This is a genomic window from Mycobacterium neglectum (assembly GCF_002591975.1).
Lineage (GTDB): Bacteria > Actinomycetota > Actinomycetes > Mycobacteriales > Mycobacteriaceae > Mycobacterium > Mycobacterium neglectum.
Genome location: NZ_NVQE01000004.1, coordinates 45,580 through 60,546 on the forward strand (window position 1 = coordinate 45,580; position 14,967 = coordinate 60,546).

Annotated in this window: 16 protein-coding genes; 7 read left to right on the top strand and 9 right to left on the bottom strand. The window is 66.8% G+C overall.

Annotation, left to right across the window (positions count from 1 at the left end; translation table 11 throughout):
- The 4 genes from CSQ99_RS04735 to CSQ99_RS04750 form a co-directional block, all read right to left on the bottom strand.
- Complete coding sequence (locus CSQ99_RS04735; protein ID WP_099037910.1) at positions 1–837, bottom strand: carbohydrate ABC transporter permease; 837 nt, start codon at positions 835–837, stop codon at positions 1–3.
- Complete coding sequence (locus CSQ99_RS04740) at positions 837–1,748, bottom strand: carbohydrate ABC transporter permease (RefSeq protein WP_099037911.1); 912 nt, start codon at positions 1,746–1,748, stop codon at positions 837–839. Before CSQ99_RS04740 ends, CSQ99_RS04735 begins: the two co-directional genes overlap by 1 nt.
- On the bottom strand, positions 1,745–3,163 hold the full coding sequence (locus CSQ99_RS04745; protein ID WP_176560880.1) for an ABC transporter substrate-binding protein: 1,419 nt from the start codon (positions 3,161–3,163) through the stop codon (positions 1,745–1,747). Before CSQ99_RS04745 ends, CSQ99_RS04740 begins: the two co-directional genes overlap by 4 nt.
- 237 nt (positions 3,164–3,400) lie before the next feature.
- Complete coding sequence (locus tag CSQ99_RS04750; protein WP_099037913.1) at positions 3,401–3,925, bottom strand: YflT domain-containing protein; 525 nt, start codon at positions 3,923–3,925, stop codon at positions 3,401–3,403.
- 120 nt (positions 3,926–4,045) lie between these two features.
- Between CSQ99_RS04750 and CSQ99_RS04755 the strand changes: the two genes are divergently transcribed.
- Together CSQ99_RS04755 and CSQ99_RS04760 are read left to right on the top strand one after the other, a co-directional pair.
- The gene (locus tag CSQ99_RS04755; RefSeq protein ID WP_099037914.1) at positions 4,046–4,738 is read left to right on the top strand and encodes a DUF4190 domain-containing protein; all 693 of its coding nucleotides are present in this window, start codon (positions 4,046–4,048) and stop codon (positions 4,736–4,738) included.
- A 21-nt stretch (positions 4,739–4,759) separates the two neighbouring features.
- Positions 4,760–5,185: a DUF4190 domain-containing protein gene (locus tag CSQ99_RS04760; protein WP_099037915.1), complete on the top strand. Its 426-nt coding sequence runs from the start codon at positions 4,760–4,762 to the stop codon at positions 5,183–5,185.
- Here CSQ99_RS04760 and CSQ99_RS04765 read toward each other — a convergent pair.
- Positions 5,163–6,146, bottom strand: coding sequence for an HpcH/HpaI aldolase/citrate lyase family protein (locus tag CSQ99_RS04765; RefSeq protein ID WP_099037916.1), 984 nt, complete (start codon positions 6,144–6,146; stop codon positions 5,163–5,165). The genes CSQ99_RS04760 and CSQ99_RS04765 overlap by 23 nt on opposite strands.
- A gap of 25 nt (positions 6,147–6,171) precedes the next feature.
- On the opposite strand from CSQ99_RS04765, the gene CSQ99_RS04770 reads away from it, so the two are divergent.
- From CSQ99_RS04770 to CSQ99_RS04785, 4 genes are all read left to right on the top strand, one after another.
- Positions 6,172–7,467, top strand: coding sequence for a magnesium transporter MgtE N-terminal domain-containing protein (locus tag CSQ99_RS04770; RefSeq protein WP_099037917.1), 1,296 nt, complete (start codon positions 6,172–6,174; stop codon positions 7,465–7,467).
- Positions 7,464–8,015: a DUF1003 domain-containing protein gene (locus CSQ99_RS04775; RefSeq protein ID WP_099037918.1), complete on the top strand. Its 552-nt coding sequence runs from the start codon at positions 7,464–7,466 to the stop codon at positions 8,013–8,015. The genes CSQ99_RS04770 and CSQ99_RS04775 overlap by 4 nt, the downstream gene beginning before the upstream one ends.
- A gap of 98 nt (positions 8,016–8,113) precedes the next feature.
- A complete protein-coding gene (locus CSQ99_RS04780) occupies positions 8,114–9,622 on the top strand; it encodes a lytic transglycosylase domain-containing protein (protein ID WP_099037919.1) in 1,509 nt (502 codons plus the stop codon).
- Positions 9,623–9,655: 33 nt separating this feature from the next.
- On the top strand, positions 9,656–10,798 hold the full coding sequence (locus CSQ99_RS04785; protein WP_099037920.1) for an Mrp/NBP35 family ATP-binding protein: 1,143 nt from the start codon (positions 9,656–9,658) through the stop codon (positions 10,796–10,798).
- Here CSQ99_RS04785 and tatB read toward each other — a convergent pair.
- The 4 genes from tatB to sigE form a co-directional block, all read right to left on the bottom strand.
- Positions 10,795–11,229, bottom strand: a complete 435-nt coding sequence (gene tatB / locus CSQ99_RS04790; RefSeq protein WP_099037921.1) for a Sec-independent protein translocase protein TatB — start codon at positions 11,227–11,229, stop codon at positions 10,795–10,797. The two genes, CSQ99_RS04785 and tatB, sit on opposite strands and share 4 nt — an antisense overlap.
- 3 nt (positions 11,230–11,232) lie before the next feature.
- Positions 11,233–12,723 (bottom strand): serine protease HtrA, encoded by a 1,491-nt coding sequence (htrA, locus tag CSQ99_RS04795; protein WP_099037922.1) that lies wholly within the window; start codon positions 12,721–12,723, stop codon positions 11,233–11,235.
- A 69-nt stretch (positions 12,724–12,792) separates the two neighbouring features.
- Complete coding sequence (gene rseA / locus CSQ99_RS04800) at positions 12,793–13,224, bottom strand: anti-sigma E factor RseA (protein ID WP_099037923.1); 432 nt, start codon at positions 13,222–13,224, stop codon at positions 12,793–12,795.
- An 88-nt stretch (positions 13,225–13,312) separates the two neighbouring features.
- The gene (gene sigE, locus CSQ99_RS04805) at positions 13,313–14,104 is read right to left on the bottom strand and encodes an RNA polymerase sigma factor SigE (protein ID WP_099037924.1); all 792 of its coding nucleotides are present in this window, start codon (positions 14,102–14,104) and stop codon (positions 13,313–13,315) included.
- A gap of 177 nt (positions 14,105–14,281) precedes the next feature.
- On the opposite strand from sigE, the gene CSQ99_RS04810 reads away from it, so the two are divergent.
- Positions 14,282–14,950: an O-methyltransferase gene (locus tag CSQ99_RS04810; RefSeq protein WP_099037925.1), complete on the top strand. Its 669-nt coding sequence runs from the start codon at positions 14,282–14,284 to the stop codon at positions 14,948–14,950.
- Positions 14,951–14,967 lie beyond the last annotated feature (17 nt).

Genomic DNA, 14,967 nt, shown 5'->3' on the forward strand with positions numbered 1-14,967 from the left:
CTACCCCTTCACCGCGCCGGACGTGAGTCCGGCGACGATCCGTCGCTGGAAGATGAGAACAAAGATGATGATCGGGATGGTGATGACCATCGCGCCCGCGGCGATCGACCCGGTCGGTTCCTCGAATTGCGAACTGCCCGTGAAGTTGGCGATCGCCACCGGGGCCGTGATCGCCCGCTGAGTCGCCGTCAGTGACAACGCCAGCAGCAAGTCGTTCCACGCGAAGATGAACACCAGAATGGCCGCGGTGACGATGCCAGGGGCGGCCAACGGGGCGATCACCTTGCGGAATGCCTGCGCGGGTGTGGCGCCGTCCATCTTCGCCGCCTTCTCCAGATCCCAGGGGATCTCCTTGAAGAACGCCGACAGGGTGTAGATCGCCAGCGGCAGCGCGAAGGTGATGTAGGGGATGATCAGGCCGGGCCAGGTGTCGAACAACCCGAGCCTGCGCTCGATGTTGAAAAGTGGTGTCACCAGCGAGATCTGCGGGAACATCGCAATGAGCAACGCCACGCCGACCAGCAGCCGCTTACCCGGGAAGGCAAGCCGGGCCACCGCATATGCCGCCATTCCGCCGATCACCACGGCGATGACAGTGGTGACCAACCCGATTCCGATCGAGTTGATCAGCGCCGAGCTGAACGCGTCGCCGGAGAATATTCCCTTGTAGTTGTCGAAGGTGATCTGCGTCGGAATCAGCTTGCCGTCTTTGACGTTTGACGTCGGCTTGAGCGACAGGCTCAGGATCCACAACACCGGTAACAACGCATAGGCGACGACGATGATGTTGATGACGGTCCAGCCGGTCGCCCGGCCTGCACCGGCCCGTTCGGCCATCAGCGCCTCTCCTCGTCGGATCCTGGCGCCGCCGCACCGAAGAGCTTGATGTAGATGAACGCGATGATCGCCACCGACAGGAAGATCAGCACGCTGATCGCCGACCCCAGCCCGAGGTTGAACGCCTTGAACAGGTTGTCGTAGCCAAGGATTGACACCGACCCGGTGTCGTTGGCGCCGCCGGTGAGCACATAGATGTTGTCGAAGATCCGGAATGCGTCGAGTGTGCGGAACAACAGTGCGACCAGGATCGCCGGTTTGATCAGCGGCAGAATCACTTTGATCAGGCGTTTCCACGGCCCTGCTCCGTCTACCTGCGCGGCATTGAGCAGATCCTGTGGCACGAGTGCCAGCCCGGCGAGCAGGAGCAGCGCCATGAACGGCGTCGTCTTCCACACCTCGGCGAGGACGACGATGGCCAGCGACGGAAGCTGCTCAGTGAGCGGCGCACTGCCCTCGGGCAGCAGGTTGGCCAGATATCCGGTGCCGGGCGTCCACGCGTAGTACCAGCTATAGGAGGCCGCGACCGTGACGATCCCGTACGGAATCAGGATCGCGGTGCGCACCACGCCCTTTCCGAAGATCGTCCGATGCATCACCAGGGCCAGGGCCATGCCAAGCACGAACTCGATGGCCACCGACACGACGGTGATCGCCAGCGTCACAACGAAGGCCGTCCACCAGTACCGGTCGGTCAGCACCGTGATGTAGTTCTCCAGGCCGATGAACTCGACGTCGTCGGGCTGTGCGAGGTTGTAGCGCTGCAGGGACAGCCACACCGCGTACCCGATCGGGTACGCGGTGACCGCAAGCATCAGGATGACAGCGGGTGCGATCAGTGTGAATGCCAGGCGCCGTTCGGATTTCGTATCGTCGGTGCCAACCTTGATCGGCTCGGCGGTGACGGTCATGGGATCAGGCCCTTACCGTCGATCGCCTTCTGCACCTGAACGGTCAACTCGTCGGCCGTGCTTTCCGGGTCGATGTCGGTGACGGGGGCCAACGTCGCCGAGATCCGGGTGGAGACGGCCTGATAGACGGGCGTAGCCGGCCGGACCGCGGCGTTGGTCAGCTGTTCACGAATGATCTCGTACTGCGGGTACTTCTTCTGGAACGTCGGATCGTCGTAGAGCGATGCGCGCACCGCGGGCAACCCGCCCTCGACCGAGGTGTAGCGCTGGTTCTCGGCGCTGCGCATGCATCTGATCGCCTCGAACGCCTCCGCACGGTTCTGCGTGGTCTTGGCCACCGCAAGATTCAGCCCGCCCAGCGTCACCTTGGCCGGCTCGTCGGTGACGCCCGGGTAGTTGGCGAAACCGAACACCTTCTTACTCGCCTCGTAGGCCGCCTCGAACTGTTCGTCGCTCGGCGAGAAGGTGCCGACGTCGTTGATGCTGCCCGCCAGTGCGGGATCGTCGTTCAGTGGCAAGAACGACACCCCGCCCTTGACCGCGTTCTCCAGCATCGATGGCAGCACGAACGGCCAGTTCACCTCGAGCGCGGCTTTGCCCTGTTCCAGCGCGAGTCGTGCGGTGCCCTCGTCGGTCTGCGTGATCGACGGATCTGCGCCCGGTGCGGTGGCAACCGCCTTCATGATCTCCAGGGCCTTGACCGTCGCGGCCCGGTGCTCATCGGTATCGGTCAGTGTGACGGTCTTGCCGTCGTCGGAAAGAACTTGACCGCCAGCGCTTTCCAGCAGCGTGTTGAACCACACCACCAGACCCTCGTACTGCTTGGCCTGCAATGCGATCCAGCTCGGCTTGCCTTCGGCGTGCAGGCGGGTCGCCTCGGCTACCATCGCATCCCACGTCGGCGGCGGCTCGGCCATCAAATCCGCGCGATACCAGAGCAATTGGGTGTTGGTGGTGACAGGCGCGGCGTACAGCTTGTCCTGCCACTTGGCGGTTTCCAGCGGGCCGGGAAGCGTGTCGGCGGTCGCCTCGGACTCGGCCTGTCCCGACGGATCGTCGGACAGCGGCAATGCCCAACCCGCCTCGGCGAACTCGGCGGTCCACACCACGTCGAGCGCCATCACGTCGAGCGTTCTGTCGTTCCCGGTCAGCCGCCGGGCCAGCTGCAGACGCTGAGCGTCGGCTTCTTTCGGCAAACTGATCTGCTGAATGGTGAAGCGCCCGCCGAGTTCCTCGTTGCACCGCTTGGCCACCGCCGTGAACGTGGCCATCTCGCTTGCCGGCGTGTAGAAGTTGATGACGGTTCCGCCGCCGCCCGATCCGCACGCCGAAACCACCGACGCCGTCGTCAACGCGGCCAACGCCGCAGCACCAAGCCGCCGTGGGCCCACCGCTGCCTCCCGTCCGGGTCTCATGTCGCCACCGGAGCGGCTCCTGGGTCGCCGCCGGGGGCTCCAAGATCGATGTCGCCGCCGGGGCGGGCTCCCGAGGAACCCTCCTGCGCGAAGAACCGTATTGCCAGTAACCGGTGATTTGCAACACTTCGGCCGCGCGCGTCGCACACCGTTACTCAAATTGCGGTGGGCGGACGCGCCCGGGGGGAGGACGTGGGCAAAGTGCCGGCTAACGCGCGCGTCGCGCGAAAGGGTGGTCTAGATCTTCAAGCGTGCCAGCAGATCCCGGCCACGCTCGGCGCTCTGCGGGTCGCACAGCACGTCGTAACGTCCGGCGACGAGTTGCATGGTCGAGCTGAAATCTCTTGTGCCGCGTGCCATCGCATACGGAATCGCCGAGGTGATGAGGCCGAAGAACACACCAGCGACCAGACCGGTGATCAACGCCCCCCACGGGCTCGGACTGAAGAATCCGAGGATCAGGCCGATGAACAGGCCAAGCCATGCGCCGGTGAGTACGCCACCACCGAGCACCTTGGGCCAGCTCAGCTTGCCGGTGACGCGTTCCACCTGCATCAGGTCGACGCCGACAATCGTCACGTGCTCGACCGGAAACTCCTGGTCCGATAGGTAGTCGACCGCGCGCTGCGCCTCGGCGTAGGTCGGATAGGACCCGATCGGCCAGCCCTTCGGGGGGGTCGGCAGTGCCGCAGGCCCGCGTCGGTTCGTCGGGGTGCCAGGTGTTGCGCCGGTCTGCTGTCCAGGCTGAAACGGGCTGGTCATCGCTGCTCATTCTCCTCTATTGCGCGCCTGGTGTCCGCCATTTGTTCGGTCGGCGATCTCACCCAGATCAACGCCTGCGGCACCGCAAAGGTGCCCTGTATTTGCGCTAGGTTGAACAGCATGACAAATCCGGGCGAGGACGCTGGCCAAACGGCATCATCCGGCTCTGGCGAAGGCGCATCCGAGCCGACGTCGACCAGCTATGAGGCCCCGCCGATCGAGCAGGCGACCGAGGCGGAGGGGCAAATTCACGATCAGCCCACGCAGGTCTACCAAACGCGGCCCGCCGAGCAGCCTGCGGCGCCGCCGGTCGAGCAGTCCGGGTACACGGCCCCGCCGGCGTACGACCCCACGCCCTACCAATCGCCGCCTTCGTACGATTCGGCTCCGGGCTATCCGCCGGGCGGCTTCCCTCCTCCTGTCGACCAGTCCGGATATCCGCCGCCTCCGCCGTACAACGCGCCGCCTCCCGGCTTCGGCCCGCCGCCACCCGGCTTCGGTCCGCCCCCGCCGGGTTATGGGCCGCCTCCCGGTTTCGGCCCGCCGCCCGGTTATCCGGCGCCGGGCTACGCGGCCTACGGCCCGCCGGCGGAGAAGACCAACGCGATGGCGATCGGCTCGCTGGTGGCTTCCGTGGTCGGCATCTGCTGTGGCATCGGCTCGATCGTCGGCATCGTGCTCGGCATCGTGGCGATGAACCAGATCAAGCAGAGCGGCGAGAAGGGCCACGGCCTGGCGATCGCGGGCATAGTGGTCGGTGTGTTGTCATTGCTGCTCAACGTGGCCTGGACCATCGGCGTCATGAGTAGTTGATCGGCGAACGCCGCCGACCAGATGAGCACCAGCGACCCGGACCGTCCAGCGCAGCAGCCGCACCCGTCCGGCGCCGTCGAGTACCCGGCGCTCGAGAATCCGAATCCCTATGTGCCCGTTGGCTATCCCGCCGGCGTCGGATTTCCCCCACTGCCGGGTTATTACCCGACCTACGACCCGTATCGGGCGGTCAAGCCGCCGGGCACGAACGGCAACGCGATCGCTGCGCTCGTCAGTGCCATCGGCGGCCTGCTGTGCTGCGGTCCATTGGGGATCGTCGGGCTCGTATTCGGCGTCATTGCGATTCGCGAGACCAAACGCACGGGACAGGACGGTTATGGTCTGGCGCTGGCCGGTGCGATCATCGGCGGCCTTGCACTCGCGGGCACGGTGATGGTCGTGGTGCTCTACCTCGCGCTCATGGTCAGCGGTTGGCAGTTGGTCTGACGCGCTCGACCGGTGGCTGGAACGGCTCGCCTTTGCGCTCCATCCCTGCGGCGCGCCCCTTGCCCGCGATCACCAGCGCCATCTTGCGGCTCGCTTCGTCGATCATCTCGTCGCCCAGCATCACCGCGCCACGAGCCCCGCCTGCGCGCGAGGTGTGCCACTCGTAGGCCTCCAGAATCAGCTCGGCGTGGTCGTAGGCCTCCTGACGCGGGCTGAAGATCTCGTTGCCCGCCGCGATCTGGTCGGGGTGCAACACCCATTTGCCGTCGTAGCCAAGCGCAGCGGATCGGCCGGCGATCCGGCGGAAGCCGTCAACGTCGCGCACCTTCAGGTACGGACCATCGATTGCGAGGATGCCGCGTGTGCGGGCAGCGATGAGGATGCGCATCAGCACGTGGTGGTGGGCATCGCCGACGTCGTAGCCCTCGGGTTGTTCGCCGACCTCCAACGTGCGCATGTTCAGGCTCGCCGCCATGTCGGCGGGGCCGAGAACCAGCGCCTGCATCCGAGGACCCGAGGCGATCGCGTCGATGTTGGTCAGGCCCTGCGCATTCTCGATCTGCGCCTCAATACCGATGCGGCCCAACGGAAGTCCGTGAGTCACTTCGAGTTGGCTCAGCAGGAGGTCAAGGGCGTGAATGTGGGCGACGTCGGTCACCTTCGGCAGCACCACGATATCCAGCGACGCCCCAGCGGCCGACACGACGTCGATGATGTCAGCATGGGTCCACGGCGTGGTCCAGTCGTTGACCCGAACTCCGCGCAACTGCCCGGCCCACCCTGACGCGGCCAACGCGGCGGCCACTTGAGCGCGCGCCTCGGCTTTGGCGTCGGGCGCGACCGCATCTTCGAGATCGAGAAAGACCTCATCGGCGTTCAGGTTCTTTGCCTTGTCGATCATCTTCGCGCTGCTGCCGGGAACCGAAAGTATCGTTCGGCGGGGTCGATAGCGGTTTTCCACAACCACACTCTTTACCCTTCTAGGCATGGCGGCGGTGAACAGGGTCTATGCGGCCCGACTCGTGGGGATGGTGGTGCTGGGGCCAGACGGGGAATCCCTCGGCCGCGTCCGCGACGTGGTGATCAGCATCAGCATCGTGCGCCAACAGCCGCGCGTGCTCGGCCTGGTCGTCGAATTGCTCACGCGCCGAAGGATTTTCGTGCCGATCCTGCGGGTGACGGCCATCGATCCCGGCGCTGTGACGCTGGCGACCGGCAGCGTGTCGCTGCGCAAGTTCACTCAACGCCCGGGTGAGGTGCTCGTGCTCGGCCAGGTGGTCGAGACGCAGGTCAGGGTCGACGATCCCGACCAGGAGCAGTTGTCCGGCGTCGACATGCACGTGGTCGATCTGGGCATCGAACCGACCCGCACACGCGACTGGATGGTGACCAAGGTGGCGGTGCGGGCTGCGCGGCGCCTCGGCCGCCGCGGCAACGTACAGATCGTGGACTGGCAGCACGTCCAGGGCCTGACCCCGTCGGGCCTGGCGATGCCCGACCAGGGGGTGGCACAGCTGCTGGAACAGTTCGTCGGGCAGCGGGCGGTCGAGGTGGCCGAGGCCATTCGCGAGCTGCCGGACAAGCGCCGCTACGAGGTGGTCAACGCGCTCGACGACGAGCGGCTGGCCGACGTGCTGCAGGAACTCCCAGAAGACCAGCAGGCCAACATGCTCAGGCAGCTGCCTGCCGAGCGCGCGGGCGATGTGCTCGAGGCCATGGATCCCGACGACGCCGCCGACCTGCTGGGTTCGATGACCCCACTCGACGCCGAGCAGTTCCTGCGGCGAATGGATCCCGAGGATTCCGAGGACGTGCGCCGCCTGCTCTCGCACTCCCCCGACACCGCGGGCGGCTTGATGACCTCCGAACCGGTCGTGCTGGCCCCAGACACCACGGTCGCCGAGGCCCTGGCCCGGGTCCGTGACCCCGACCTGACCCCGGCGCTGGCATCTCTGGTGTTCGTGACGCGCCCACCGACGGCCACCCCCACCGGCCACTACCTGGGCTGCGTGCACCTGCAGCGGCTCTTGCGTGAACCCCCCGCGTCGCTGGTCAGCGGCATCATCGACACCGACCTGCCCAATCTGGGACCTGAGGACTCACTGTCCGCGGTGACGCGGTATTTCGCCGCCTACAACCTGGTGTGCGGTCCGGTCGTCGACGAGGAGAGCCACCTGCTCGGCGCGGTGTCGGTCGACGATGTGCTCGACCATCTGCTGCCCCATGATTGGCGCGAACGCGAAGAGCCAGAGCTGTTCACCTCCAGCGAGGGTGCGTCATGAGTGACCTGACGGCACGCCAGCGCCTGGACACCCCGCGGGTCTCGCGTCGCCGGTTCGCGCCCAACGTGGACGCCGAGGCCGTCGGCAAGTTCTCGGAGTCGATTGCGCGCTTCCTCGGCACTGGCCGGTACCTGGCCTGGCAGACCATCATGGTGATCGTCTGGATCATCCTGAATCTGTTTGCCGTGAGCCTGCAGTGGGATCCGTATCCGTTCATCTTGCTCAATCTCGCCTTTTCCACGCAGGCGGCGTATGCGGCGCCGCTGATTTTGCTAGCCCAGAATCGCCAGGAGAACCGGGACAGGGTGTCTCTCGACGAGGACCGGCGACGAGCAGAACAGACCAAGGCCGACACCGAGTATCTGGCCCGTGAGCTGGCCGCATTGCGGTTGGCGGTCGGCGAGGTGGCGACCCGCGACTACCTGCGGCGTGAACTCGAGGAAATCCATGAGCTGCTCAATCGGCTGCAGCCGCCAACGGGGTCCGATAAGCGCGACGGTGGCGGTAAAGCAGAGCAGAATGAGCGCCGCTCCAAAAAGCCGAGTTGAATTGCCTTGATATCAGCTGGAGCCATTGCTGTAACACGCGCGGAATCGACTAGGTATGGTGACTTGGTTCACAACCACGACAGACCAAGGACGGTCGAGTGCACATAGGGGGAGGCGCCGCCCTCAAGGCAGCGCGACGCCACGCCGGGCGGGTCGCGCACAGCGTCACCGGCGCTGTTTCTCGCGTGCGCGCTGCTGATATCCGGGGCACCCTGCGACCGTCTGGCGTCCGGGGGGCCCTTACGCCTGCTCGTGCCCGCGCCGCCTCCGGATTCGCAGTCATCGTGCCGATCATTCTGGTGGGGGCGGTCGGCGGATCGGTGCAACCGAGCTCGCCGGTCCGCGACTCCGCGGTGATGCCCCTGGCCGCTGTCGAGTCGGCCTCGGCCGACCGTGCAGGCGCCACTGTCGTCGCGGTCACCAAGACCCCGACCGACTTTCACTTCGCCGGATCCTCGGCCTCGTCTCCCGCGCCTGCGATGGTCGTCAATGCTCCTGGCACACTTCGCATTCCGGCGATGGCGCTGTCGGCGTACCGCAACGCTGAACGGATGATGGCGGTGGCGACCCCCGGCTGCGGTGTCAGCTGGAACCTGCTGGCCGGTATCGGACGTATCGAATCGATGCACGCCTACGGCGGCGCCACCGACTCTCGCGGTACCGCCGTGCGGCCGATCTACGGGCCGGCGCTGGACGGGACGCTGCCCGGCAACGAGGTAATCGTCCAGAACCGCACAGCCGACCGCGTCACCTACGCCCGCGCGATGGGCCCAATGCAGTTCCTGCCCGGCACCTGGTCTCGCTACGCATCCGACGGTGACGGCGACGGCAAGGCCGAGGTGCAGAACCTGTTCGACTCGACCCTGGCTGCAGCACGCTATCTGTGCAGCGGCGGGATGAACCTGCGCGACCAGTCCCACGTGATGTCCGCGATTCTGCGCTACAACAACTCGGTGGCCTATGCCCGCAACGTGTTGGGCTGGGCCGCCGCGTACGCCACCGGCGTCGTGCCCGTCGACCTGCCGCCGATCACCGGCGCGGTCCCCGTGCTCGGCGACGACAACGGTCCCACGCATCTCAATGAATACCAGGGCCTCGGGCCGGGGCTGCCGCTCAACGCGCTCGGATTGCCCGCCAACGATCCGCTGGCGCTGATGCCGATGCTCGCCCGCAGCGACGTCGCCAGCCAGCTCCCCGGATTCGTGCCCGGCCAGCGTCTCGGTCCGCTGCCTGGACCCGCACCGGGCCCCCTGGCAGCTCCGCCGACGCAGACCCAACCGCAACCGTGGGTGCCACCGTGGATGCAGCCGCCGCCGAAGCCGGCGCCGGAGTGCGCGGTGTTCTGCATCAGGGACCAGCCCGCACCATTGCAGGCCGCGCTGGGCGAACCGCCCGCTGCGCAACCGATGCTGCCGCCGGGAATGGCACCGCCACCCGGTCCGATCGGTCCGCTGGCGCCTCCCCCCGGTCCCGCTCCGATGGCACCTGCCCCCGGCCCGTTGGCAGCGCCACCCGGCCCGGTGGCACCGCAGGGCGCGCCGCCCGGACCACCGCCAGGTCCCGCTGAAGCACCGCTGCCCGGCCCTCCGCCAGGACCGGCCGGTTAGGACGCCCGCCGAGTCCGCCTAGACTCGACGGTGATGTCCTCTAATTCCCCTGACCTGGAGTCCGCGGTCCGTTCCGGGCTGACGAAGGTGATCGACCCCGAGTTGCGGCGACCGATCACCGAACTCGGCATGGTGAAGAACGTCACCATCGAGCCCGACGGCGGTGTACACGTCGAGGTGTACCTCACCACCGCGGCGTGCCCGAAGAAGAGCGAGATCTCCGAGCGCGTCAGCCAGGCGGTCGCCGACGTTCCGGGCACCGGCGCAGTCAAGGTGACCCTCGACGTGATGAGCGACGACCAACGCACCGAACTCCGCAAGCAGCTGCGTGGCGATTCCCGCGAACCCGTCATTCCGTTCGCCCAGCCCGGCTCCCTGACCCGGGTATACGCCGTGGCATCAGGCAAGGGCGGCGTCGGCAAGTCCAGCGTCACCGTCAACCTGGCTGCGGCGATGGCCGCGCGCGGGCTGTCGGTCGGCGTGCTCGACGCCGACATCTACGGGCATTCGGTACCGCGGATGATGGGCACTACCGATCGACCCACCCAGGTCGAGTCGATGATCCTGCCACCCGTCGCACACGACGTCCGGGTCATCTCGATCTCGATGTTCACCCAGGGCAACACCCCCGTCGTCTGGCGCGGACCGATGCTGCACCGTGCGCTGCAGCAGTTCCTTGCCGACGTCTACTGGGGGGATCTGGACATCCTGCTATTGGATCTGCCGCCGGGTACCGGAGACATTGCGATCTCGGTCGCACAGCTGATCCCGGGTGCGGAGATCCTGGTGGTGACGACGCCTCAGCTGGCGGCTGCCGAGGTGGCCGAGCGGGCCGGTGCGATCGCGCTGCAGACTCGTCAGCGCATCGTCGGCGTCGTGGAGAACATGTCCGGGTTGCTGCTGCCCGACGGCACGACCATGCAGATCTTCGGCGAGGGCGGCGGCAAGCAGGTCGCCGAGAGCCTGTCCCGCTCGGTCGGCGCCGACGTGCCACTGCTCGGCCAGGTTCCGCTCGACCCTGCGCTGGTGACCGCAGGCGACGCCGGGGTGCCATTGGTGCTGTCGGCACCGGATTCGGTGGCGGGCAAGGAGTTGCGCAGTATCGCCGACGCCCTGTTGAGCCGTAAGCGCGGACTGGCGGGTATGTCGCTGGGCCTGGACCCCGCGGGCCGTTAGGTCGCGTCGCTGTCGTACGGCGTCTTTGCGGACGCCTCGGGCGTCATCGACTCTGACGCCTCCGGCGCGTTCGGGATCGACGCCGCCGGCGTTGGCGCACCGTCGCTGACGGGCTTTTCGGTGTTGGTCGCGGGCGTGTCGATCTTGCCGGTGAAGATCGAGTCGTCGCCGTCGAGCAGATGTTTGGTGAGCGCCGCACGCGGCGTCATCCCCCGCAGCTTGTTCAGCTGACTCAACGGCTCGCGAAGGTCGTCGAACTCCGGGCCGAGGTCGTCGCGCAGCTGGGTGGTGGCGCCGCTGATGTAGTCACGAGCCTGCCGCAGTGTGCTCGACGTCCACCGGATCGCGCCCGGCAGGCGTTCCGGCCCCAGGATCACCAGGCCGGCGATCACCAGGACCAGCATCTCGCCCCAGCCGACGTTCGCGAACATCGTCTAGGTGCTGTTGTCAGGGCCGGGGTTGACGATCAAGACGACAGGCCTGCCGTCGCGCATCACCTCGATGGGCGCATCCTGCCCGATCTTGAGTTGGCGCACGGCGACGACGAATTCGTCTGCGTCAGCGACGGTCCGGTCGCCGACCTTCACGACGACGTCGTTTTCCAGGATGCCCGCCCTCTCGGCCGGGCTGCCGGCCTTGACGTTGGCCACCTGAGCGCCCGACGCGAGGTCGTTGCTCACCGAACGGGCGGTCAGGCCCAGCGTCGGATGGGCGATCTTGCCGTCCTTGATCAGCGACTCGATGACCGTCTTCACCTCGTTGACCGGAATCGCGAAGCCGAGGCCGCTGGCGCTGTCGGACAGCGACTTGCCCGCGGTGTTGATGCCGATCACGTCGCCGTTCATGTCGATCAGCGGGCCACCGGAGTTCCCGTGGTTGATCGGGGCGTCGGTCTGCAGGCCGTCGATGACGGTGTCGGTGTCCGACCCGTCGCCAGACAGCGGGACCGGGCGGTGCATCGCGCTGATGATGCCTGCGGTGACCGTGCTGCGCAGCCCCAGCGGGGCACCCGCCGCGATCACCTCTTGACCGACGTAGAGCTTGTCGGAGTCACCCAACTTGGCGACCGTCAGATTGTCGACGTTGTCGACCTTGAGCACGGCGAGGTCGGTCTTGGGGTCGCGGCCGACCAGGTTGGCGGGCACTTCCTTGCCGTCGTTGAAGACGACGGTCATCTTGTACTTGCTCGCGTTGACCGCCGCCTCGGAGATCACGTGGTTGTTGGTGACGATGTAACCGCGGCCGTCCACGACTACCCCGGAGCCCTGCGAGCCTTCCTCGTCACTCTTCGTCTCAATCGTCACCACTGAATCGGCTACTGCCGCAGCAACTTTGGCGAAACGGCCCTCTGGCGCGTCGCCCGAGTCACTGGTCTCGAGTGTCACCTTGGATGTGGTGAACGCCTGGACCACCTCGGCCGTCGTACGACCGACCCAGCCACCGGCGATACCGATGACGAGCGCCACAATGCCCAGGACGGCCAGCGCGACATAGGACACCTTGCCGCCGAAGAGAATGTCGCGCACTCCGAGCTTGCCCGTGCTGACGGCCGACGGTCCGCGTGGCACCTCGGTCATCGCCGGGGTGCCAAGGGCGACCGGGGCCCCGGGGTCGCGCCACGGGTCGTCAGGTTCGTCGGCGCCCTGCCCGGCACGCTCGGCATCCAGCGCACCCGCATCCGCCGGGTGACGCTGCAGCGACTCGCCACCGGCGTAGGGCCGGCCGAAGGCCTCATGGAGCACCGGATCGGGAGGCTGATCTTTCGGCGTGAAGGCGCCTTGATCGCGGTACTTGTCCGCACCCAGGAACGACCCGCGCACGCCCTCGGGCCTGCCGAACGCCCTACTTGACGCCGGATCGACGGGCGGCCGCGACAACGGCCGCGGCTCGAGACGTTCACGACCGGTCTCGTCCAGATTGCTCACCCGTTCATCACCCTCTATCCGCGCGCCAGCAATGGCCGGCGCTCGCCGTTGATCGACTCTGCATTCACCCTACCGGCGCTTACGGCGCCCCTGGTGCGCGCCTTCAGCAAACTGAGAATCTTGGGCCGACGCGGCCGGATCCGCGGCGGCGTCAGCGGTGGTGGCCGAGCTGGCTGTGTTTGCACTGTGCAGCGGAATCTGGGACAGCTGACCAAGCAGCGAGCTCGGCATGACTATCGGATGCGACTCCCGCAGTGCACTGCGAGCCTGCTTCTGGGCCTCGACCTCTGTCGCACATTGCGGGCATAAGGACAGGTGACTGGCTGCTCGCAGGTGCGGCGTCAGGCGCAATTCATTGTCGACAAACGCCGCGATGGCCTCGGTCGACAGATGCTCGGTGGAGCCGAACTGACGCGGTCCGACCGGTGCCTCGCTCTGGGACGCCAGCTGAGAAGGCAGCCAGGAGAATGCGCGGCGGAACACATGTCCCGGGTCGACCATCGCCCAGCTCCTCTCGGCGTACTCGCATCGCGTAAACGTTACTGACTCGAATGTAGCGCGGCACGCGGCGCCAGACACCTGCGAACACTCAGGCCGACTTGGCTGTGTCCCGGTAGTAGGCCGATTCCCCGGTCGAATCGCCGTTGCCGTGGCGGGCCAGATAGTCGCGCAGCGCCTGCCTGCCGCGGTGGATTCGGCTGCGCACGGTGCCGAGCTTGACGCCCAACGTGGCGCCGATCTCCTCGTAGGACAAGCCCTCGACGTCGCAGAGTACGACCGCGGCGCGGAACTCCGGCGGCAGCGAATCCAGCGCAGCCTGCAGATCAGGACCCAATCGCGAGTCGTGATAGATCTGCTCAGGGTTCGGGTCGTCCGCGGGCACCCGGTCGTAATCCTCCGGCAGGGCCTCCATCCGGATACGGCCACGCCTGCGGACCATATCCAGGAACAGGTTTGTGGTGATGCGGTGCAGCCAGCCCTCGAACGTGCCCGGCTGGTAATTCTGCACGGAACGGAAGACGCGGATGAAGGTCTCCTGCGTCAGATCCTCGGCATCGTGCTGGTTGCCGGACAGGCGGTAAGCCAGCCGGTAGACGCGGTCGGCGTGCTGGCGCACCAACTCGTCCCATGACGGCATGGTGGTCTGGTCCCCCGTCGCGTCGAAGACGGCGGTCCCGGTCAGTTCATCTGAAGGCTCTACCCATTCGCCATCGGTGTACTGCTCGAGGTGAGCCATCGTCACCGGGGCGGTGGGGGCGTTTGAATTCTTCGTCAGATCCTCCTGGTCACAGCCGTCACCATGTATCGACGGCCCGATGTTCGCGGCAACGTGAAACTCCTTGCGCTTATTCCCTGCGTCCCAACGTCCGCCATCGTCCATGCGACATACCGTCTCCGACCCTGGTGTGCTTGGCATATGAGCAGACTGAACATTTCCTGAGAAAGATTCTCTACCCATTTTCGACCTGCGAAAACCTTGCGCTTTCGACCGAAATCCGCAGTTCGGGGACGGGCGTGTCGCAGGGTCGGCCTTTGGGGTTGGCTTTACGCTGCGGGCATGGCAGGCATCGACGACGTCATTGGAGGTGGGGCGCCGCAGAGCCGTGCCGAGTCGATCGTCAAGCACGCCGAGCAGTCGATCTCCGAGGACGCGATCGTCGCGGCTGCCCGTGAGCGCGCCATCGACATCGGTGCGGGTGCGGTAACCCCCGCCGTCGGGGCGCTGCTGTGCGTGTTTGCCAAGATGACCGGGGCCAAAGCTGTCGTCGAAGTGGGCACCGGCGCCGGAGTGAGCGGGCTCTGGCTGCTGTCCGGGATGCGCGAGGACGGCGTGCTCACCACGATCGACGTCGAGCCCGAACATCAGCGCATCGCCAAGCAGGCGTTTACCGAGGCGGGCGTCGGCCCGGGCCGCAGCCGGCTGATCAGCGGCAGGGCGCAGGAAGTCCTCACCCGCCTTGCCGACGACTCTTATGACCTGGTGTTCATCGACGCCGATCCCGTAGATCAGCCGCAGTTCGTCGTCGAGGGCGTGCGGCTGCTGCGCTCCGGGGGCGCGATCGTGGTGCACCGTGCCGCGCTGGGTGGCCGTGCCGGCGATGCGAGCGCGAAAGACGCCGAGGTGGCCGCGGTCCGCGAGGCCGCGCGGCTCATCGCCGAGGACGAGCGGCTCACGCCGGTGCTGATCCCACTCGGCGACGGCTTGCTCGCCGCGGCCCGCGACTGAGGTTTCTTTTCCGCGAG

What these genes read in the sequence shown, in the direction of transcription:
- CSQ99_RS04750 (WP_099037913.1), bottom strand. Translation starts at nt 3,925, where the DNA reads ATGACCAGCCCGTTTCAGCCTGGACAGCAGACCGGCGCAACACCTGGC.
- CSQ99_RS04760 (WP_099037915.1), top strand. Translation starts at nt 4,760, where the DNA reads ATGAGCACCAGCGACCCGGACCGTCCAGCGCAGCAGCCGCACCCGTCC.
- CSQ99_RS04775 (WP_099037918.1), top strand. Translation starts at nt 7,464, where the DNA reads ATGAGTGACCTGACGGCACGCCAGCGCCTGGACACCCCGCGGGTCTCG.
- CSQ99_RS04770 (WP_099037917.1), top strand. Translation starts at nt 6,172, where the DNA reads ATGGCGGCGGTGAACAGGGTCTATGCGGCCCGACTCGTGGGGATGGTG.
- rseA (WP_099037923.1), bottom strand. Translation starts at nt 13,224, where the DNA reads ATGGTCGACCCGGGACATGTGTTCCGCCGCGCATTCTCCTGGCTGCCT.
- CSQ99_RS04755 (WP_099037914.1), top strand. Translation starts at nt 4,046, where the DNA reads ATGACAAATCCGGGCGAGGACGCTGGCCAAACGGCATCATCCGGCTCT.
- CSQ99_RS04740 (WP_099037911.1), bottom strand. Translation starts at nt 1,748, where the DNA reads ATGACCGTCACCGCCGAGCCGATCAAGGTTGGCACCGACGATACGAAA.
- tatB (WP_099037921.1), bottom strand. Translation starts at nt 11,229, where the DNA reads ATGTTCGCGAACGTCGGCTGGGGCGAGATGCTGGTCCTGGTGATCGCC.
- CSQ99_RS04735 (WP_099037910.1), bottom strand. Translation starts at nt 837, where the DNA reads ATGGCCGAACGGGCCGGTGCAGGCCGGGCGACCGGCTGGACCGTCATC.
- CSQ99_RS04745 (WP_176560880.1), bottom strand. Translation starts at nt 3,163, where the DNA reads ATGAGACCCGGACGGGAGGCAGCGGTGGGCCCACGGCGGCTTGGTGCT.
- CSQ99_RS04785 (WP_099037920.1), top strand. Translation starts at nt 9,656, where the DNA reads ATGTCCTCTAATTCCCCTGACCTGGAGTCCGCGGTCCGTTCCGGGCTG.
- sigE (WP_099037924.1), bottom strand. Translation starts at nt 14,104, where the DNA reads ATGGACGATGGCGGACGTTGGGACGCAGGGAATAAGCGCAAGGAGTTT.
- CSQ99_RS04810 (WP_099037925.1), top strand. Translation starts at nt 14,282, where the DNA reads ATGGCAGGCATCGACGACGTCATTGGAGGTGGGGCGCCGCAGAGCCGT.